The 19,683-nt window shown below is 59.8% G+C and carries 15 protein-coding genes; 9 read left to right on the top strand and 6 right to left on the bottom strand.

All coding sequences use genetic code 11. The annotated features are described in order from the left end of the window. The first annotated feature begins 1 nt into the window (after nucleotide 1). Complete coding sequence (gene lolA, locus FGL86_RS10380; protein ID WP_147184495.1) at nucleotides 2–664, top strand: outer membrane lipoprotein periplasmic chaperone LolA; 663 nt, start codon at nucleotides 2–4, stop codon at nucleotides 662–664. 1 nt (nucleotide 665) lies between these two features. On the opposite strand, the gene FGL86_RS10385 is transcribed toward lolA, so the two are convergent. Further along, entirely contained in the window at nucleotides 666–2,018 is a 1,353-nt protein-coding gene (locus FGL86_RS10385; protein ID WP_147184496.1) for a replication-associated recombination protein A, read from the bottom strand. 214 nt (nucleotides 2,019–2,232) lie between these two features. Between FGL86_RS10385 and FGL86_RS10390 the strand changes: the two genes are divergently transcribed. The 4 genes from FGL86_RS10390 (at nucleotide 2,233) to FGL86_RS10405 (ending at nucleotide 9,926) form a co-directional block, all read left to right on the top strand. Beyond that, complete coding sequence (locus FGL86_RS10390) at nucleotides 2,233–2,781, top strand: hemerythrin domain-containing protein (RefSeq protein ID WP_147186160.1); 549 nt, start codon at nucleotides 2,233–2,235, stop codon at nucleotides 2,779–2,781. 117 nt (nucleotides 2,782–2,898) lie between these two features. Next, entirely contained in the window at nucleotides 2,899–3,723 is an 825-nt protein-coding gene (gene murI, locus FGL86_RS10395) for a glutamate racemase (protein WP_147184497.1), read from the top strand. 51 nt (nucleotides 3,724–3,774) lie between these two features. Further along, nucleotides 3,775–4,887, top strand: a complete 1,113-nt coding sequence (gene trmA, locus FGL86_RS10400) for a tRNA (uridine(54)-C5)-methyltransferase TrmA (RefSeq protein ID WP_147184498.1) — start codon at nucleotides 3,775–3,777, stop codon at nucleotides 4,885–4,887. Between the two features lie 185 nt (nucleotides 4,888–5,072). Further along, nucleotides 5,073–9,926, top strand: coding sequence for an NAD-glutamate dehydrogenase (locus FGL86_RS10405; RefSeq protein ID WP_147184499.1), 4,854 nt, complete (start codon nucleotides 5,073–5,075; stop codon nucleotides 9,924–9,926). A 99-nt stretch (nucleotides 9,927–10,025) separates the two neighbouring features. Here the strand turns inward: FGL86_RS10405 and mgtE are convergent, their stop codons facing one another. Beyond that, nucleotides 10,026–11,378 carry a magnesium transporter gene (gene mgtE / locus FGL86_RS10410; RefSeq protein ID WP_147184500.1) on the bottom strand — a complete coding sequence of 451 codons (1,353 nt, stop codon included), beginning with the start codon at nucleotides 11,376–11,378 and terminating at the stop codon, nucleotides 10,026–10,028. A 218-nt stretch (nucleotides 11,379–11,596) separates the two neighbouring features. On the opposite strand from mgtE, the gene FGL86_RS10415 reads away from it, so the two are divergent. Then, nucleotides 11,597–12,625: a quinone-dependent dihydroorotate dehydrogenase gene (locus tag FGL86_RS10415; RefSeq protein WP_147184501.1), complete on the top strand. Its 1,029-nt coding sequence runs from the start codon at nucleotides 11,597–11,599 to the stop codon at nucleotides 12,623–12,625. A 66-nt stretch (nucleotides 12,626–12,691) separates the two neighbouring features. On the opposite strand, the gene rmf is transcribed toward FGL86_RS10415, so the two are convergent. Further along, nucleotides 12,692–12,898 (bottom strand): ribosome modulation factor, encoded by a 207-nt coding sequence (gene rmf, locus FGL86_RS10420; RefSeq protein ID WP_147184502.1) that lies wholly within the window; start codon nucleotides 12,896–12,898, stop codon nucleotides 12,692–12,694. 262 nt (nucleotides 12,899–13,160) lie between these two features. Here rmf and rlmKL point away from each other — a divergent pair, with 262 nt between their 5' ends. Together rlmKL and FGL86_RS10430 are read left to right on the top strand one after the other, a co-directional pair. After that, entirely contained in the window at nucleotides 13,161–15,362 is a 2,202-nt protein-coding gene (gene rlmKL, locus FGL86_RS10425) for a bifunctional 23S rRNA (guanine(2069)-N(7))-methyltransferase RlmK/23S rRNA (guanine(2445)-N(2))-methyltransferase RlmL (protein WP_147184503.1), read from the top strand. After that, entirely contained in the window at nucleotides 15,359–15,685 is a 327-nt protein-coding gene (locus FGL86_RS10430) for a glutaredoxin family protein (RefSeq protein WP_147184504.1), read from the top strand. The genes rlmKL and FGL86_RS10430 overlap by 4 nt, the downstream gene beginning before the upstream one ends. A 12-nt stretch (nucleotides 15,686–15,697) precedes the next feature. Here FGL86_RS10430 and FGL86_RS10435 read toward each other — a convergent pair whose 3' ends face one another. Then, nucleotides 15,698–15,979 (bottom strand): hypothetical protein, encoded by a 282-nt coding sequence (locus FGL86_RS10435; protein WP_147184505.1) that lies wholly within the window; start codon nucleotides 15,977–15,979, stop codon nucleotides 15,698–15,700. A 141-nt stretch (nucleotides 15,980–16,120) separates the two neighbouring features. Between FGL86_RS10435 and pdxB the strand changes: the two genes are divergently transcribed. Continuing rightward, nucleotides 16,121–17,284, top strand: coding sequence for a 4-phosphoerythronate dehydrogenase PdxB (gene pdxB / locus FGL86_RS10440; RefSeq protein ID WP_147184506.1), 1,164 nt, complete (start codon nucleotides 16,121–16,123; stop codon nucleotides 17,282–17,284). A 68-nt stretch (nucleotides 17,285–17,352) separates the two neighbouring features. On the opposite strand, the gene htpX is transcribed toward pdxB, so the two are convergent. Further along, on the bottom strand, nucleotides 17,353–18,255 hold the full coding sequence (gene htpX / locus FGL86_RS10445; protein WP_147184507.1) for a protease HtpX: 903 nt from the start codon (nucleotides 18,253–18,255) through the stop codon (nucleotides 17,353–17,355). Between the two features lie 152 nt (nucleotides 18,256–18,407). Further along, nucleotides 18,408–19,640 (bottom strand): pyridoxal phosphate-dependent aminotransferase, encoded by a 1,233-nt coding sequence (locus FGL86_RS10450; RefSeq protein WP_147184508.1) that lies wholly within the window; start codon nucleotides 19,638–19,640, stop codon nucleotides 18,408–18,410. Nucleotides 19,641–19,683 lie beyond the last annotated feature (43 nt).

The following is a 19,683-nucleotide window of genomic DNA, read 5'->3' on the forward strand; positions in this document are numbered from 1 at the left end:
AATGAAGACACCTGTATCGTCAGCAAGTCGCTTTTTGCTGCTGCTGGGAAGCCTAGCGGCACTGCTGTTTTCCACCCTGGCGGGTGCCAATGAAGGCGCCACACGGCTGACCCACCTTCTCGAACCCCTGACCACCTACCGGGCGGATTTCGACCAGCAGATACTCGACGGCAGCGGTCAGCGCTTGCAGGAGGCCCGAGGCACCATGTGGCTGTCCCGGCCCGGCAAGTTCCGCTGGGAGGTAGAGGCGCCCTATCGTCAGGAAGTGGTATCCGATGGAAGCGACGTCTATCTCTATGACCCGGATCTGGACCAGGTGACGGTTCAGCCCTTGGATACCCGGGTGACTCATACCCCGGCACTGCTGCTTTCCGGCAGCGCGGATGAACTGACCGAAAGCTACGAGGTGTCGCGCCGTCAGCAAGGCGCCACGGAAACCTTTACGCTGCGGCCGCGCTCGGCGGATACGCTATTCGAGCAGCTGCAGCTCAGCTTCTTCAGCGAGCAGCTCAAGGGCCTGCAGATGACGGACAGCACCGGCCAGCGTACCGCCATCACCTTCACGGATATCGCCTTCAATCCGGAACTCGAGGACTCACGGTTCGTCTTCGATATTCCGCAGGGCGTGGATGTCATCCGCGAGACAGCCACCGCTACGCCTTGAATCAGGCCTCTTTTGATGAGTCTTCATCCGCCTGGGCGTCCAGCTGGGCGCGCCAGGCGAGCATCTCGCCGAAACGCTTTTCCTGGCCTCGAGCGCTCGGCGTGTAAAGCGCAACCCGCGGTAGCGCCTCGGGCCAGCAATCATGAGCGCTGCCCGCCGGGTAGGCATTTGATTCACTGTGCGCGTAGCGATAGCCCTGGCCGTGGCCAAGCTCTTTCATCAGCCGGGTAGGAGCGTTACGCAGGTAAACCGGCACTTCCATCTGCGGATGTTCCGTAGCGAAGGCCTTGGCCTTCTTCCAGGCCTGGTCGATGGCGTTGCTCTTGGGCACCACCGCCAGATGGATGGCGGCCTGGGCGATGGCCCGCTGGCCTTCATGGTCTCCCAGGCGCAGATAGGCATCCCAGGCGGCAATGACCAGGGGCAGGGCGCGAGGGTCCGTATTGCCCACGTCTTCCGAGGCGATGGCGGTCAGGCGCCGAATGACATCCAGGGGATCGCCGCCTCCTTGCATGAACTGGGCCATGTAAAGCAGCGCTGCATCCACCCGGGAGGAGCGGATCGACTTGTGGATGGCGGAAAGCAGATCGTAATAGTGATCCCCCTGCTTGTCGAAGGCGCTGGCCTGGTGGCCGAGTACCTCGTCCAAGGCGTCCACGGAAAGCCGCTCGACGGCAGGGTCGTTTGGGTTCGGCTGCGTGAAGTCGCAGGCGGTTTCCAGCAGCCCCAGCGCCCGGCGGGCATCGCCGCCAGCGGCCCGGGCCAACATGCCGAGCACGTCGTTTTCCACTTGAATTCGGCGTTTTCCCAGTCCCCGTTCCTCGTCTTCCAACGCCTGGCGCAGCACCTGAATCAATTCCTCCTCGCTCAGTGGCTTGAGCAGATAGACCCGCGCCCGGGAGAGCAGGGCGGAATTGACTTCGAAGGAGGGATTTTCCGTGGTGGCGCCAATCAGGGTCAGCAGGCCGGATTCCACATGGGGCAGCAAGGCGTCCTGCTGACTCTTGTTGAGCCGGTGAATCTCGTCGAGAAACAGCAGCGTATTCTGCCCCGGGATCTGGCGGGCGCGATCCACCGAGGCGCGGATTTCCTTGACTCCTGCCATGACCGCGGAAAGCTGCTCGAGCCGGGCATTGGCCTCCCGGGCGAGAATTTCCGCCAGGGTGGTTTTCCCCACCCCAGGCGGACCCCACAGAATCATGGAGCGTACCTGACCGGTCTCCGCCATGCGGGCCAACGGCTTGCCGGCGCCCACCAGCGCCTGCTGACCGATATATTCCCCCAGGCGCCGAGGACGCATGCGATAGGCCAGCGGCGCGCTATCCTGAGATGAATTTTTTTCGAAAAGATCCATGATGATAATGCTTTCGCCACGGTTAGGAGGTAAGGAATGAATTCTTAGACTTAAGTCGAGATAAACGAAACTGTAACAGACACTTGGACAAAACATCCTATGCTGGGTACAAACAGACAATGAGACAAATGACTACCCCGTCGTCACGCCAGGAAATTTCGCCTGGCATGACGCTGGCGGCTGCCGTCATCCAAGGAGATCGACCCTAATGCCTATGCTGAAGCAACTTCGTTTGGATCACGCCAACATGGCACGGCTGATGCATGTGCTGCATCTCAAGTACAAGACTCTCGCCGAAGGAGAGCGGCCTAATTTCAAGCTGATGCGGGAGGTGGTGGACTACATTCTCGATTACATGCATGGCTTCACGCTGCCTTTGGAAAAGCTGTGCAGCGAACACTTGCTGGAGCGTGTCCCGCAAGCGAAAGACGTCAGCCAGCGCCTGGGGGAGGAATATCACGCCTTGAACGAGCGTCTCAAACAGCTTTCCGACAATCTGGATTCCATCCTGATGGATGCGGTGGTGCCCATGGATCGCTTCGCCGAGGATCTCAAGGCCTATCTTGATGCGCATCGTACCTATCTGCGTCACGAGCGCGAAGAACTGTTCCCGCTGATTCGCGAGCATTTCGACGACGAGGATCTGCAGCGGTTGGCGGAGGCGATGCCGGAAGACGCCCAGGCCAAGCTGGCGGAACTGCAGGAGGCTTATCCACAGCTTTACGAAGAGTTCCGCGAAGCGGAGGATCCCACGCAGCCCTGACCGTTTCTTGCGCTTCGCTGAAAAGTCCGATTGCATGCTCGCTCCATGTCCTGCTATCGCCTGAGGTAGAATGTCCGCCGATTTAGATAGGCAAACTAGATGATAAGGCGGCGTGTGATGAAGGCGCAGGTATCCGGCCGTTGCGCGGGACCGATTCTGGTATTCGACTCTGGATTAGGGGGATTATCGGTAGTGGCGGAGCTGCGCCGCTACTTGCCCGAATCCGGGCTTGCCTACGTCTGCGACAATGCCATGCTGCCTTATGGCACCAAGCCGGATGCCTGGCTGATCCGGCGCATTGTCCAGGTCTGTACCGCGGCGGTGAGGGAAAGTCGCGCGGTAGCGCTGGTAGTCGCCTGCAATACCGCCAGCACCCTGGCCTTGGAAGCCTTGCGCCAGTGCCTGGCAATTCCCGTGGTAGGAACGGTACCGGCGATCAAGCCTGCCTGTCGAATCAGCAAAAGCGGGCACATTGCGCTTCTCGCGACCTCCGCAACGGTCAATCGCCCTTATACTCGTCGCTTGATACGAGATTTTGCCGGACACTGCCAGGTGCGCTGTCTGGCGGCGGATCCTTTGGTGGAACAGGCGGAATTCGCTCTGACCGATCGCCCGGTGGATCTTGCGCGAGTGGCATCCTGTATCGAGCCGCTTTGGGAGGATCCGGCACTGGATACGGTGGTGCTTGGCTGCACGCACTTTCCTCTCTTGACGGACAGGCTGGACGACATGGCGCCCCGCCCAGTGGCCTGGGTCGATTCCGGCGCGGCGATCGCTCGTCGGGTGGAGGCGGTCGTCGAGGCTTGCGCCCCGCGATCGGCCAAGGAACCCGCCTGGACGACGCGCCTCGATCCGACCATCGAGATCGCGCTTTGCCGTTACGGTTTCGCCGCGGCGACGCGCCTGACGCTGTCCAGCCATGCATGCACTTATCCTTCATGATGCAATTCTTCCATGACGCAATAGACCTTCACGTGAATTTCAGGAGATTCAGTGGCCGTACCTACCGTGGATCCGCAGCGTTACCCGCAGCAGCTCGAGGCCAAGCGTCGGCGCATCGTCGAGCAGTTCGCACGTTTTCAGCCACCGACGCTGGAAGTCTATCCGTCACCGCCGAGCCATTATCGCCAGCGCTGCGAATTTCGACTCTGGCATGAGGGAGAGGATCTCTACTACGCCATGTTCGAATCGGATCCCGACAATTCGGGCAAGCAGGTGCCGGTACGCCTGGATCACTATCCGATAGCGAGCCGACGCATCAATGCGCTGATGCCGGCGCTTCGTGAGGCCTTGCTTGATAATTCGATTCTGCGTCAGCGTCTCTTTCAGGTGGAATTCCTGACTACCCTTTCCGGCGAGGCTCTGATCACGCTGATCTACCACCGTCTGCTGGACGAGGCCTGGGAAGACGAGGCGCGGCTTCTGCAGCAGCGGCTCGGTGCGATGATCATCGGGCGCTCCCGCAAGCAGCGAGTGGTGCTGGAAAGAGATCATGTCTGGGAACAGCTTTCCGTCGACGATCATGAGTTCGTCTACCAGCAGGTGGAAAACAGCTTCACCCAGCCCAACGCGGAAATCTGTCGATCCATGTTGAGTTGGGCCCGTGAAGTGACTCGGGGCAGCCAGGACAGCGATCTGGTGGAGTTTTACTGTGGCAACGGCAATTTCACCGTGGCCCTGGCGGAGAACTTTCGTCGCGTCGTGGCCACGGAGATTTCGCGCATTTCCGTCGCCTCAGCTCGGATCAATCTCGAGGCCAACGGGATCGACAACGCGCGTGTCGAACGCATGTCCGCGGAAGAGTTCAGCGCCGCGCTCAAGGGAGAAAAACAGGGACGACGAGTCGAGCGGCTAGCGCTTTCCGAACACGATTTCTCCACGGTGCTGGTGGATCCGCCCCGGGCGGGGCTCGACGAGCAAAGCTGCGAGCAGCTCAGCGAATACCCGCGAATCGTCTATATTTCCTGTAATCCCGATACATTGGTGGAAAACTTGGCGCATCTCGACAAGACTCATGATATCGCGCGCTTGGCGTTATTTGACCAATTTCCCTTTACCTCCCATTGTGAATGCGGGGTGCTGCTGGCGCGCCGCGCCGGGTCATGACGGTCCGCTCGGACAGAATCGAACCGGTGAACACGTCAAATGCCTGTTTGACATGTGCCATGACGAAAGGGACAAGTGAGTAGGGGGCGGGGCGCAATCGGCGTAAGCTAATATCCCACAATGAACGGGCGTTGCAGCGCCTGTCGTCCTGTCCTGTTTTCGTGCTCCAGCCGACGAGGTGATTGATGCAACATGCCGTGATCGAGGACAAGCAAGAGCTTGCCGAACAACTCAAGAAGCAGTTGGAAAAGCGCCTGCCCGAGGACAAGGTTCAAGCGATTACCGCCTTCGCCGATGTCTACTATACCAATGCCCCGATCGAGGATCTCGTGGAGCGCCGCTCCGACGATATCTACGGCAACCTCATGTCGCTTTGGCATTTCGTCCAGCAGCATGAGCCGGACACCGCGAAAGTGGAGGTCTACAACCCGGATTTCGAGGAGCACGGCTGGCAGTCTTCCCACACCCAGGTGGAAGTGCTGCATCCGGACATGCCGTTTCTTGTGGATTCCGTGCGCATCGAACTCAATCGTCGCGGCATCACCATTCACGCCATCCGCAACGTGGTGCTGGCGGTGGAGCGAGATGCCAAGCATCGACTTACCCGGGTCGCCAGCGCCCTGGACAAGAACGCGCCGAAGCAGCACGAATCGCTGATCGTGGTGGAAATCGATCGCTACTCGGACCCCGATCTGCTCAAGGACATCGAGAAGAGCCTGCGGGATGTGCTGGTGGACGTGCGCACCGCGGTGGCGGACTACGAGCCGATGTGCGTCAAGGTGAACGACGCCCTGGAAGAGCTGCGCTCGGCGCGGCCGAAGCAGATCGACAAGAACGATCACGAGGAGGCGATTGCCTTTCTCGAATGGCTGGTGGATGACAACTTCACCTTTCTGGGCTACGACGAGTACGAGATCAATGAGGCTGAAGACGGCAGCCAGCAGCTCGAGAAGTGCAAGGGCAGCGAGCTCGGTGTTTTCAAGCTCGGGCATGACAACTATCAGGAGCGCATCCGTATCGATCAGGGCATCGAGGATGGCGAGCATGTGCTGGTGCCAAAACTGCTGGCGTTCTCCAAGAGCGCTCATCACGCTCGAGTGCACCGTCCCTCCTATCCGGATTACATCTCCGTCGATCGTTACGACGATCAGGGGCGCATCGTTGGCGAGCGGCGCTTCTTGGGCTTGTTCGTGGCCAGCGTCTACAACGAATCGCCGCGGCACATTCCCATCCTGCGCAAGAAGATTCGCGAGGTCATCGAGCTGGCCGGGGTCAATCCCAAGGGTCACGACGGCAAGCAGCTGCTGAACATTCTCGAGGTTCACCCCCGGGAAGACCTGTTCCAGATCGGCGTGGAGGAACTGGCCCATACCGCCCTGGGCATTCTCGATATCCGCGAGCGGCGCCGGGTACGGCTTTTCCTGCGGGTGGATCGCTTCGGCAAGTTCTACTCCTGCCTAGTCTACGTGCCGCGAGACGTGTTCTCCACCGAGCTGCGCGTTCGCATTCAGAAACTCCTCTGCAAGGAACTCGATGCCAGCTTCGGGGATTTCAACACCTACCTTTCCGAGTCGGTGCTGGCGCGCATCCAACTGATCCTGCGCTTCAACGGCGACACGCCGGTGGACTACGACCTGCATCGCCTGGAAAGCAAGGTCGCGATGCTCGCTCACAGCTGGAACGACGACCTGCACGCGGCGATGCTGGAAGGTTTCGGCGAGGAGCGCGCCAATCGCATGATGGATCGCTATCGCGATGCTTTCCCTGCGGGCTATCGCGATGCCTTCTCCGCGCGTACCGCGGTATATGACATCGATCATCTGGGGGAGCTCGATCAAGGGGAATCCCTGTCGCTTCAGCTCTACCGGCTGGTGGAAGAAGAGGAAGACGGACTCAACCTCAAGCTGTATCACCCGCACAACCCGATTCCCCTGTCCGACGTGCTGCCAGTGCTGGAAAACCTGGGGCTGCGGGTGCTGGGGGAGCGCCCTTTCGAGATCACCGGTAGCGATGGCGACTACTGGATTCACGACTTCAATCTCGAACATAATGGTCGCGAGATCGTCGATCTGCAGGAGATGCGCAAACCCTTCATCGATGCCTTCAAGCGAATCTGGGTGGGCGAAGCGGAAAACGATTCCTTCAATCGGCTGGTCATCGGCGCCAATCTGAACTGGCGGGAAGTCGCCATACTGCGGGCCTATGCTCGCTATCTGAAGCAGATTCGCTTTGGGCTTTCCCAGCTTTATATCGCTAATACGCTGGCCGCTTACCCGGATATCACTCGGGAGTTGGTCACCCTGTTCGAGCTGCGCTGCGATCCGGAGCAGAGCGACCGAGACAGCGAGGTGGAAGCGTGCATCGAGCGGCTCAACGGCATGCTCGACAAGGTGGCCAGTCTCAACGACGACCTGTTGATTCGGCGCTATATCGAGCTGATCCAGGCGACGCTTCGTACCAACTACTATCAGCCGGACGCGGAAGGCAACGTCAAGGACTATATCTCCTTCAAGCTCGATCCTTCGCGCATCACCGACATGCCCAAGCCCTGGCCGGTCTACGAGATATTCGTCTATTCGCCGCGCCTGGAAGGGGTGCACCTGCGCGGTGGCAAGGTGGCCCGCGGCGGGCTGCGCTGGTCGGATCGCCACGAGGATTTCCGTACCGAGGTGCTCGGCTTGGTCAAGGCTCAGCAGGTCAAGAACGCGGTGATCGTGCCTACCGGCGCCAAGGGCGGCTTCGTCTGCAAGCGACTGCCGGAAGGGGACCGAGATGCCATTCAGCAGGAAGGTATCGCCTGCTACAAGACCTTCATTCGTGCGCTGCTGGATATTACCGACAATCGTGTCGGCAATGACGTGGTGCCGCCGCAGAACGTGGTGCGCCATGATGATGACGACCCTTACCTGGTAGTGGCGGCAGACAAGGGCACCGCGACGTTCTCGGATATCGCCAACGAAATCTCCCATGAGTATGGCCACTGGCTCGGTGATGCTTTCGCCTCCGGCGGCAAGCACGGCTATGACCACAAGGGCATGGCGATCACCGCTCGCGGCGCCTGGGTTTCCGTTCAGCGGCATTTCCGCGAGTTGGACATCGATACCCAGAAAGACGAATTCAGTGTGGTGGGCATCGGTGACATGGCCGGAGATGTCTTCGGCAACGGCATGCTGCTGTCGCAGACGATTCGCCTGGTGGGCGCTTTCAACCATCTGCATGTCTTCGTCGATCCGTCGCCGGACGCCGCCGCTTCCTTCAAGGAGCGCAAGCGCCTGTTCGACATGCCACGCTCGAGCTGGGAGGACTACGATGAATCGTTGATTTCCCAGGGGGGCGGCGTCTTCAAGCGCAGCGCCAAGTCGATTGCAATCACCCAGGAGATGAAGGACGTCTTCAAGATCAAGGAAGACAAGCTGACCCCCAACCAGCTGATCAGCGCCATGCTCAAGGCGCCGGTGGATCTGCTGTGGAACGGCGGCATCGGCACCTACGTCAAGGCGTCCAGCGAAAGCGACACGGAAGTCGGCGATAAGGCCAACGATCCCGTGCGGGTCGACGGCCGCGAACTCAACTGCCGCGTGATCGGTGAAGGCGGTAATCTGGGCATGACCCAGCGAGGCCGCATGGAGGCGGCGCAGCAGGGTGTGCGACTAAACACCGATTTCATCGACAACGCCTGCGGGGTCAACTGCTCCGACCACGAGGTCAATATCAAGATTCTGCTCAACGATATCATTGAGCGAGGCGACATGACCGACAAGCAGCGTAACATGCTGTTGGCGGAAATGACCGATGAAGTGGCAGACCTGGTACTCATGGACAACTATCGCCAGACTCAGTCGATTTCCCTGTCGGAATTGCGTTCCCGTCAAGGTCTGGGGCTCTATCGTTCTTTCATCAGTGAATTGGAAAGTGCTGGTCAGATCGATCGTGAACTGGAGTTTCTGCCGGCGGATGAGCTGCTGCTGGAACGTTCCACCGGCAGCGGCGGTTTGACGCGACCGGAACTTTCCGTGCTGATTTCCTATTCCAAGAGCGTGCTCAAGGGAGATCTCATCGAATCGGGGTTGCCGGACGATCCCTATATACAGCGGTACATGGAAAAAGCCTTCCCTTCGCTACTGGTAGAGCGTTTCCAGCAAGAAATGTATGAACACCGGCTGAAGCGAGAGATCGTCGCCACCCAAATCGCCAACGACCTCGTCGATCACATGGGTGTCGTCTTCGTACGCAAGCTTATCAATACCACCGGCGCCAGTCGGGCGGATATCGCCCAAGCCTACGTGATCTCTCGGGATAGCTATGGCATCGAGGAATTGTGGCATCAGTTCCAGAGCCTGGATAACAAGGTCTCGAGCCAGGTGCAGTACCAGATGATGCTGGATATCACCAATCTCATGCAGCGAGCGACCCGCTGGTGTCTGCGCAATCGCATCAACCTATCACCCCAGGAATGTGTCGAACTTTTCGCGCCCCAGCTGAAACAACTTCTGCAAAACAGTGACAAATGGTTGCGCGGCGGAGTCCGCCAGGCCTGGGAGAAAAAGCGCGACGCCCTGGTCAAGGAAGGCGTGCCTAAGGTGCTGGCAGGCAACGTGGCGGGAATCGAGAACCTGAATGTAGGGTTTGGCATCATCGATGTGGCCAAGCAGGCGGATGAGAGCCCCCAGCGAGTGGCGGAAATCTTCTTCGAAATCGGTGAGCGTCTTGAACTGGCTTGGGTGGCCGAGCAGATCAGTACCCTGCCGACTGCAGACAACTGGCAAACCCAGGCGCGAGAAACCTTCAACGACGATCTGGATCGCCAGCAGCTGGCGCTGACGCAGGCCGTTATCGAGATGGAGGAGGCGCCCAAGGAGGTGGAGGCGCGAGTGAGCGCTTGGCTGGAAGCCAACGAAGAACTCTACCGCCGCTGGTGTCGCTTGCTCAGTGAGATACGCGCCGGCGGCCAGGCGGATTTCCCGCTGTTCGCCGTGGCGATTCGCGAGTTGGTGGACTTGGCGGGTAGACGACGCAAGCAGGAGGCTCTGGCGCAATGATAGGTTAAACAGCAGGTCCAGAAGCCTCGTCGTTTCACACGGCGAGGCTTCGTTGTTTCTGTATTGTTTCTTTAAACAGCTTTTGAGTCGAAGAAGAAATTAAAGCAGGAAAATCGTGGCAAGACCGAGAAAGGCCATGAAGCCAACCACGTCGGTCACGGTGGTGAGCACCACGGAGCCGGAAAGCGCGGGATCGATACCCATGCGCTTGAGCAGCAGTGGAATCAGGATGCCGGCGATACCCGCGGCGACGATATTGATGACCAGGGCGGCGGCGATGATCGCACCGATACGCGAATCGCCGAACCAGAGATAGGCGACAACCGCCACGACCAGCGCCCAGAGAATGCCGTTAATGATGGCGATGCCAAATTCCTTGCGCAGCAGCCAGTTGCTGTTGGTGCGGCTGATCTGCCCCAAGGCCATGCCGCGAATTGCCAGGGTCAGGGTCTGGCTACCGGCGATGCCGCCCATGCTGGCAACGATGGGCATGAGTACCGCCAGGGCGACGATCTTTTCCAGCGCATCCTCGAAGCGGCCGATCACCCAGGCTGCCAGGAAAGCGGTGATGAGGTTGATGCCCAGCCATACCGCTCGCCGTTTGGCGCTGGAGATGACCGGGGCAAACAGGTCTTCCTCCTCGTCCAGACCGGCCAGGTTCATCAGCGCCTGATCCGAGTCCTCACGAATCACGTCGACGATGTCGTCGATTACGATACGCCCCAGCAGCAGCCCCTGTTCATCGACTACCGGTGCGGTGGAAAGATCGTGGGTTTCGAACAGAGTCGCCAGTTCGCGGCTGTGCATAGTCACCGGAATGCTGTCCACGTCCGTATTCATCACGTCGGCGACGGCGAGTTCCGGGTCCTGAGAAACCAGCCGGGAAAGCGGCAGCACTCCCATGAAGACCCCGTTGCGATCTACTACCATCAGCAGGTAGGTGTTGTCCGGCACCTGACTTTTCCAGCGCAGAAAGCGCTGCACCGTTTCCAGGGTGACGTCTGCTCGCACGCTGACCGTATCGGTACGCATCAGTCGCCCGGCGGAGTCCTCCTCGAAAGCCAGGGTTTCCTGCAGACGGGTACGCTGCAACTCGTCCATGGAGCGCAGCATGTCTTCCGCTACCTGTTTGGGCAGGTCCTCGAAAAGCTCCGCGAGATCCGTGGTGTCGAGCCCGGCGGTAGCGGCGACGATCTCGTGAGGCTCCATGTCGTTGATCAGGGTGGTGCGCACCTCGTCCCGCACGTGCAGCAGAACTTCCCCATCCACGTCATGAGGAACGCGCTCCCATAGCCGCGCCCGCTCGTTGAGGGGCAGAGATTCCAGTAGCAGGGCGATTTCCGCCGGCTCGAGATCTGCAAGGACTTCCTCGATGATGACGAAATCGTCGGCTTCCAGCGCCTCGTGGATGCGCGAGAGTCGGCTTTCCAGGGTCTCCGTGGTTTCTGACATCGTATCTCCTAAGACGTGAATGACGGCGCTGAAACGCCTGTTGTTAGTTGCTCGTGCTAGTAGACCACAAAATGTTGCGCTTCCGTGGCTCGTTCATGCGTTCTGTCAATATTTGTGTGGGCATTCACGGAAGCGTTTTCTGGCACGGCGAACCGGCGCCGTGCTTGCCTCATGCGCTTGCTTTATACTGTGCGGCGCCGTTTTCCTGGAGGTTCGTCATGTATTCGCTTGCCCGTTCGCTGCTGTTTCGTCTTGACCCGGAAAACGCCCATGGCGTGACCCTGACCGTGCTCGATCTGGCCCAGCGTCTTGGCATGTCCAAGCGTCTGGGCGGCGGTGCGAAAAACGATTCGACTGAGCTGATGGGGCTGCATTTCCCTAATCGGATAGGGTTGGCAGCGGGGCTCGACAAGAACGCGGACCATCTGGATGCGTTGGGGGCGCTTGGCTTCGGTTTCGTCGAAGTGGGCACCGTGACGCCTAAACCCCAGGCGGGCAATCCGCGCCCTCGGCTCTTTCGACTGCCTGAAGTTGGCGCCATCATCAATCGCATGGGCTTCAACAATCAAGGTGTCGATCATCTGGTGGCGCGAATCAATCAAGCGCGCTATTCCGGCATCATCGGTGTCAATATCGGCAAGAATCTGGCCACCCCGGTGGAGCAGGCGGTAGACGATTACCTGCTGTGCCTGTCTCGCGTGCATGCCTGCGCCCACTACATTACCGTGAATATTTCCTCACCCAATACCCCGGGGCTGCGTAATCTCCAGTTTGGCGAGCATCTGGACAGCCTTCTCGAAGCGCTGCGAGAGGAGTGCTCGCGGCTTGATCGCCACAAGGAAAAACCGGTGCCCTTGGCGGTCAAGATCGCTCCGGACATGACCAGCGATGAAGTGGCGCTGGTAGCCAGATGTCTGGAAAAGAACGCCATCGACGCAGTAATCGCCACCAACACCACCGTCGAGCGGGATGCGGTGGCCGGACTCGTCCACGGACAGGAAGCCGGCGGGCTTTCCGGACGGCCGGTGTTCGAGGCGTCAAACCGGGTCATTCGCGAACTGCGCCAGCAGTTACCGGATATGCCGATCATCGGCGTGGGTGGAGTCGACAGCGGTGACGCCGCCTTGATCAAGCACCAGGCAGGCGCGGATCTGATCCAGCTCTATACCGGCCTGATTTACCAAGGTCCGGGATTGGTAGGGGAGTGTGTCAACGCTTTGAAGCAAAGCAAAACCGGCGGCCACTAAAAAGGCCTGCTCTGAAAAGCAAGCCTTCGCAGACACTGACAGATCATGACGCGGTTAAAACTATCGTCATAGCACCATGGGGTTCTTGTGGATGCCGGAAACGCCGGTCATGCCGTCCCACTGATCTCCCCGGCCTTCACGCCAACCGCTCATCCAGTATTCGCGAAGATTCACATCTTGACTGGGGCAGTCATCACGAGAACGGCCACCCATTCCCGCCTTGTACCCATGAACATAAGCACGCTGGAAGCGATCACGTTTCTGTCGTTTCATTGGATGACCTCTTGATAAAGCGATTGATTGAAATCGCTTGATCTTGACCGATATGCTCGACCTATAGACAGTGACCATCTGTCGGGCACACCTTCGGCATGTCCATGGACTCAACGCGCGGACTTTCAGTAGCTACTTCCTTTACGTTTAGACTATCCGTTTCGACTTGTCCATAAGAAATTTAATCCAAAGGAATGATTAAAACGATATGGCGAGACTATGATTTTTCATCTAGCCGTATGAGCCACCTATGACAGATTCCATGAAAGATTCGCAGCTGGCTGAAACCTTTGCCTTTTTTGCCACCTGCCCGAAAGACATTGAAGCGCTGCTCGCTCAGGAACTTGAGGAATTGGGCGCTTTGATTACCAAGATCACCGTAGCGGGAGTACATTTTCAATCGGGTCTCGCGGTCGCCTATCGCGTCTGTTTATGGTCGCGGTTGGTTAACCGGCTGGTCCTTTGCCTGGTCCGGGAAGAAGGCATCGAACGCCCGGAAGCCTTGAAAGCTTGCGTGCAGAGGATTCGCTGGGCCACGCATCTGCCCCGGGATGCCACGCTGAGCGTGGATTTTCACGGGCAATCCGCGCATATTCGCCATACCCGGTTCGGTGCCCAGACCGTCAAGGATGGCGTCGTGGATGCCTTGCGGGAGGCGGGGCGCGAGCGACCCGACGTGGATACTCGCCAGCCGGATCTGCGCCTCTACGCGCACTTGCATCGGGGGCGGCTGATCCTGGGCATCGATCTTTCCGGCGACAGCCTGCATCGTCGCGGCTATCGCCAGGAACTGGGACATGCGCCGCTCAAGGAAAATCTCGCCGCGGCGCTCCTGGTGCGCGCCGGCTGGCCGGCCCGGGCCAAGAGCGGAGAGGCGTTGGTCGATCCCCTGTGCGGCGCCGGCACCCTGGTGATAGAGGCCGCCCTGATGGCCGCGGATATCGCGCCGAACCTGTCTCGTCAACGCTTCGGCTTCCATGGCTGGATGGGTCACGAGGAAACGCTTTGGCAGGAGATCAAGCGGGAAGCCCAGGCCCGGGCGAGCATCGGTCGCAAGCGCTGCCGGGCAAGGCTTTACGGTTTCGACCATAGCCCCCAGGCCATCGCCGCCGCCAAGGCCAACGCCATGCGGGCGGGAATTCCCGCGCTGATGGAATTCCAGGGCGGTTCCCTCGCTCAGCTGAGACGTCCCCGGGCTCTCGGTGACGATACCAAGGGGCTGCTGCTGACCAATCCGCCCTATGGTGAACGTCTCGGGGAGCTGCCGGAACTGGTTACCCTGTACGCAACCCTTGGCCAGGTGGCCAGGCGGGAATTTCCCGGCTGGCGGCTGGGTATTCTGACCGGCAACCCGGAGCTTGGCCATCGCACCGGTCTGCGCGCCGTCAAGCAGTACGCTTTCAAGAACGGCCCTCTGGATACGAAGCTTCTGTTGATGGATCTGCCGACGACGGAAGGCGATCAGGCGGCGGCCAACATCGAGCCCGCCAACCCCGCCCGTTCGCCGGGCGCGCAGATGTTCGCCAATCGGCTGGAAAAGAATCGCAAGCGTCTAAAGGGTTGGCTCAAACGTTCCGGTGAATCCTGCTATCGACTCTACGATGCGGACATGCCGGAATACGCTCTGGCCATCGATGTCTATGGCGAGCGGGTGCACGTTCAGGAATACGCGCCGCCGCGCTCCGTGGATGCCAACCATGCCCAGCGCCGGCTGCTCGATGCCCTCGGCGTGATTCCTGAAGTGCTGGGGATCAGCCCAGAGCATGTTTATGTGAAGCAGCGGGAGCGCCAGTCCGGCAAGGCGCAGTATCAGAAACGCGGTGCCAGCGGCGAGCGTTTTCAGGTCAGCGAAGGCCCCGCGCATTTCTGGGTCAATCTCCAGGACTATCTGGATACCGGACTTTTTCTCGATCACCGGCCGGTGCGGCGTCTGCTGGCGGAGCTGGCGCCGGATACGCGTTTTCTCAATCTATTTTGTTATACCGGCACCGCCACGGTGCAGGCCGCCCTTGGGCGAGAGGGACGGGGCGGCGCCAGGGAAAGCGTCAGCGTCGATCTTTCCAACACCTATCTCGACTGGGCCCGGGATAATTTCGTCCTGAACGGCCTGGAGCTGCGCCGCCATCGTCTGGTACGGGACGACTGCCTGACATGGCTGGAAAGCGCCGCCGGCGAGTTTGATCTGATCTTTCTCGACCCACCGACGTTTTCCAACTCCAAGCGCATGAGGGACACCCTGGATATTCAGCGGGATCATGGGCGGCTGGTGCGTCTGAGCATGGCGCGATTAGCGCCTGGCGGCACCTTGGTATTTTCCAATAACCAGCGACGCTTCGCCCTGGATTCGGCGCTTGTGGACGAGTTCGCAGTGGAGAATATCTCTTCTCGCACCTTCGACCCGGACTTCAAGCGCCGTGGCGATCTGCATCACTGTTTTCTGATACGCTATCGGGAGGCGTCATGATGCTGTTGAGACTCTATACCACCTTGGGCTGCCACCTCTGCGAGCAGTTGGAAGCGCGGCTGATGCCATTCCTGAATGAGAATGTTCGGCTCGAGCGTATCGAGATCGCCGAGGACGACCGGCTTGTCGCGCGCTACGGAGAGCGTATCCCCGTATTGCAGGACGAGGCGGGGGCGGAGTTTGCCCAAGGCGCGGATGGGAAGGCGCTGGCGGAATGGCTCGCGCAGCGTGGCCTGGCAGTAGCGACCGATGATGCTACGCTGCGAGCAGCGCCCAGATCAGCGCCAAGCTTGAAGCGAGGCGGACGGCGCGTGCTTGGCTAGCCGGAAGCCGAATCAGGCATTATCCAATAGCGACAGCTGACGAATAGCGGCTTCGCCTTCCATGCTGTCGGATTGGGCTTCCAGCACCTTGCGCAGACCCCGGGAGCGCTGAATCATCCCCTCGTCCTCGAGCCAGAGCAGAGTCTGGTCGCGATCTTCCGCCAGGCGGTGCTGGAGCCCGCCGTACTGGGTGCCGATCTGGCCCCAGGCGCGGCTGAAGATCCAGTCGCCGAACATGTCCTGGTGGATATGCACCAGCACGTAGTCATGGTCACTTTCCCAGCGAACGATCACGAAGGCTCCCGAGCGAGTTGAAAAGGCAGTGCGGCGCTTGTCGGTGTGCATGCTAAGGTAAACGCCAGGCTATTGTAATCCCTAACTCGAGGCGTACAAGCCGCCTCGGTCATTCATTCCACCGCTGAAAACGGAGCCGTGATGCGTATTCTCGTCGACGCCAATATTCCCTTCGCGCAGGAGTGCTTCGGCGAACTCGGCACCATAAAGCGCTTACCCGGGCGGGAGATCGACACCGCCAGCGTGGGCAAGGTGGATATCCTGATCCTGCGCTCGGTGACTCGGGTCGACGAGGCGCTGCTGGATGGTTCGAAGGTGCGCTTTGTCGGCACCTGCACCATCGGCACGGATCATATCGATCTGGCGGTGCTGGAAGCCCGAGGTATTGGCTTTGCCAATGCGCCGGGCTGCAATGCCCAGACGGTAGTGGACTACGTGCTGTCCTGTCTGCTGCTGGCGGCGGAACACGATGGAAAGCAACCGGACCAGCGCCGAGTCGGTATCGTCGGCGCCGGCAACGTGGGCCGGCGCCTTTACCGGCGGCTAAGCGCGCTGGGCATCGATTGCCTGGTATGTGATCCGCCACGGGCAGTCCAGCCACGAGCGGAAACAGAAGGCAGCGAGGGGTTCGTCGATCTCGATACCTTGATCGCCGAGTGCGACACCCTCTGCCTGCATACCCCGCTGGTGGAGGAAGGTCCCTATCCGACCCGGCATCTGCTGGATGAACGGTGTATCGAGGCACTTATGCCTGGCACTCTGTTGATCAGCGCCGGACGCGGCGATTGCCTGGACGGCGCGGCGCTCAAGCAGCGTCTGATCGCACGCAATGATTTGATTGCCATGCTGGACGTCTGGGAAAATGAGCCGGCTATCGACGACGAACTGGCCCGGCGGGTGACCGTCGCCACGCCGCATATCGCTGGCTACAGCCTGGATGGCAAGCTGCGCGGCACCTACCAGGTTTACCAGGCGCTGATGCAGTACCTTGGCTTGCCATGCCGCCTGACGCTGGACACGTTGTCGCCGCCCCCGGCGCTGGTTTCACTGACCCTGGATGCGGGACTGGACAAATGGCAGGCGCTGCGCCTGTGCACTCGTGCCTGCTATGACGTGCGTCAGGATCATCTGGGGCTGTCACGCTATCAAGCGACAAGAGGCATGGCGGTGGGGTTCGATGCCTATCGCGCCGAGTATCCGCTGCGTCGGGAGTTTTCCACCCTGGAAGTAAAACTCAAGCCCGGCGCAGGGCAACACGCGGCGATGCTAGAAGCCGCCGGCTTTCGCGTCAGGGAAACAGCATAAGGCCCGCACATGGCGGGCCTTAGGTTTTTACTTTGGACGAGTCGACTCGTCATGAAAAACGCAGCGGATCATTGGCGGTAAGCGGATTCCTTCAGCGCCCGGATACGATCATCCAGCGGCGGGTGGCTGGCGAACAGCCGCTCCATGATCTTGCGGGTCTGGCCGGTGGTGATGGCGAAGGCGGTCAAGGTTTCCGGCATCTGATCCGGCATCTGACTTTCCGATTTCAGCCGGGCCAAGGCGTTGATCATCGAGCCGGTACCGGCGAGCCTGGCGCCGGCAGCGTCCGCCCGGTATTCCCGAAAGCGCGAGAACCAGGCAACGATAATCGAAGCCACCAGACCGAAAACAACTTCCAGCACCATGACCACGGCGAAATAGCCGATAAAGCCCAGGCCGCCGCCTTCGTCCCGGCCGCGCAGGAAGCTGTCCACCACCTGGGCGACGATACGCGCGAAGAACATCACGAAGGTGTTGAGCACCCCCTGAATCAGCGCCAGGGTCACCATGTCGCCATTGGCCACGTGACCGATCTCATGGCCCAGTACCGCGCGAACTTCTTCTGGTCGCATGCGGTTCAACAGACCGGCGGAGACCGCCACCAGCGCAGCGTTCTTGTTCCAGCCGGTGGCAAAGGCGTTGGATTGCTGGGCGGGAAAGATCCCCACCTCCGGCATTTCGATGCCCGCCTCCCGAGCCAGCTCCGCTACGGTATCCAGCAGCCACTTTTCCGTTTCGTTGCGGGGTTGATCGATCACTTGGGTGCCGGTACTGCGCTTGGCTGCCCACTTGGAAATGAACAGCGACACCAGAGAGCCCGCCATGCCCACCACGAAGCAGAAGATCAGCAGGCTGGTCATGTTCAAGCCGTTGGCCTGCAGGTAGGACTCCACCCCGAGCAAGCGCAGGGTGACACTGGCCACCAGCACCACCGCCAGGTTGGTCGCCAGAAAAAGGATAATTCTCATCATCTTGCCTGTTCTCCTGAAACATGTCGCAAGTCGGCGTTCGAACGGCGCACTCGCCGATAAAGGTTGCAGCGTTAGATACGGGCTTTCCCAAGAGGTTTCAAGCGTCTTTTTCAACGACTTACTTTCAGGTGCTTGTATTTCGATCAATCCATCTATTGGCGATAACTCTCGAGAAAGTGCGCGAAACGATCCAGGGCCGCATCGAGCTGATCCACCCAGGGCAGGGTGACGATACGCACATGATCCGGTTCCGGCCAGTTGAAGGCGGTGCCTTGCACCAACAGGATCTTTTCCTGCAGCAGCAGATCCAGCACCAGCTTCTGATCGTCGATGATGGAATAGACCTTTGGGTCGAGCCTGGGGAAGGCGTATAACGCGCCCTTTGGCTTGACGCAGGATACCCCCGGGATGGCATTGAGCTTGTCGAAGGTGAGGTCGCGCTGTGCCTTGAGGCGTCCCCCGGGAAGAATCAGATCGTTGATCGACTGATAGCCACCCAAGGCGGTTTGGATGGCATGCTGAGCGGGCACGTTGGCGCACAGACGCATCGAAGCCAGCATATTGAGCCCCTGCAAGAAATCCGCGGCGCGCTGCTTGGCGGCGTTGCCGGAAATGATCATCCAGCCGGAGCGAAAGCCGGCGCAGCGATAGCTCTTCGACAGGCCGTTCAGGGTGATGACCAACTGATCCCCTGCCGCCAGGGCGGCGGTGGAGACGTGTTCCGCGTCGTCATAGAGAATCTTGTCGTAGATCTCGTCGGAAAACACCACCAGACGATGCTGCTCGGCGATGGACAAAAGCTCCCGCAGCACCTCCGGCGGATATACCGCCCCGGTAGGGTTGTTGGGATTGATCAATACCAGGGCCCGGGTGTGACTGGTGATCTTGTCTCGCAGATCGCTCATGTCCGGCGCCCAGTCCGCCTGCTCGTCGCACAGGTAATGTACCGCGTGGCCGCCGGAGAGATTGACCGCCGCAGTCCACAGCGGATAGTCCGGCGCCGGGATCAGCACTTCGTCGCCGTCGTTGAGCAGGGCTTGCATGGCCATCACGATCAGCTCGGAAACGCCGTTGCCGATGAAGATATCTTCAATCCCTACCCCGGGAATGTCCTTGCGCTGACATTCCTGCATGATCGCCTTGCGGGCGGAATAAAGCCCCTTGGAGTCGCAGTAGCCCTGGGCGGTGGGCAGGTTGCGCATCACGTCCTGAAGGATTTCTTCCGGCGCCTCGAAACCGAAAGGGGCAGGATTACCGATATTGAGCTTGAGAATACGATGGCCTTCTTCTTCCAGGCGCTTGGCATGATCAAGCACCGGACCACGAATGTCATAGCAGACGTTATCGAGCTTGTGGGACTTTCTTAGCGGGGTCGAGGTATCCATGCGGTATCCAAGTACTCATGTTCAAAAATGCGGTTTCAACGAT

Origin of the sequence: Pistricoccus aurantiacus (assembly GCF_007954585.1) — a bacterium.
GTDB classification, from domain to species: domain Bacteria; phylum Pseudomonadota; class Gammaproteobacteria; order Pseudomonadales; family Halomonadaceae; genus Pistricoccus; species Pistricoccus aurantiacus.

Excerpts from the sequence above, each read along its gene's own strand:
- rmf (WP_147184502.1), bottom strand. The coding sequence starts at position 12,898 with ATGAAACGACAGAAACGTGATCGCTTCCAGCGTGCTTATGTTCATGGG.
- htpX (WP_147184507.1), bottom strand. The coding sequence starts at position 18,255 with ATGATGAGAATTATCCTTTTTCTGGCGACCAACCTGGCGGTGGTGCTG.
- murI (WP_147184497.1), top strand. The coding sequence starts at position 2,899 with ATGAAGGCGCAGGTATCCGGCCGTTGCGCGGGACCGATTCTGGTATTC.
- FGL86_RS10450 (WP_147184508.1), bottom strand. The coding sequence starts at position 19,640 with ATGGATACCTCGACCCCGCTAAGAAAGTCCCACAAGCTCGATAACGTC.
- pdxB (WP_147184506.1), top strand. The coding sequence starts at position 16,121 with ATGCGTATTCTCGTCGACGCCAATATTCCCTTCGCGCAGGAGTGCTTC.
- FGL86_RS10390 (WP_147186160.1), top strand. The coding sequence starts at position 2,233 with ATGCTGAAGCAACTTCGTTTGGATCACGCCAACATGGCACGGCTGATG.
- lolA (WP_147184495.1), top strand. The coding sequence starts at position 2 with ATGAAGACACCTGTATCGTCAGCAAGTCGCTTTTTGCTGCTGCTGGGA.
- FGL86_RS10405 (WP_147184499.1), top strand. The coding sequence starts at position 5,073 with ATGCAACATGCCGTGATCGAGGACAAGCAAGAGCTTGCCGAACAACTC.
- FGL86_RS10415 (WP_147184501.1), top strand. The coding sequence starts at position 11,597 with ATGTATTCGCTTGCCCGTTCGCTGCTGTTTCGTCTTGACCCGGAAAAC.
- FGL86_RS10385 (WP_147184496.1), bottom strand. The coding sequence starts at position 2,018 with ATGGATCTTTTCGAAAAAAATTCATCTCAGGATAGCGCGCCGCTGGCC.
- rlmKL (WP_147184503.1), top strand. The coding sequence starts at position 13,161 with ATGAAAGATTCGCAGCTGGCTGAAACCTTTGCCTTTTTTGCCACCTGC.
- mgtE (WP_147184500.1), bottom strand. The coding sequence starts at position 11,378 with ATGTCAGAAACCACGGAGACCCTGGAAAGCCGACTCTCGCGCATCCAC.
- FGL86_RS10430 (WP_147184504.1), top strand. The coding sequence starts at position 15,359 with ATGATGCTGTTGAGACTCTATACCACCTTGGGCTGCCACCTCTGCGAG.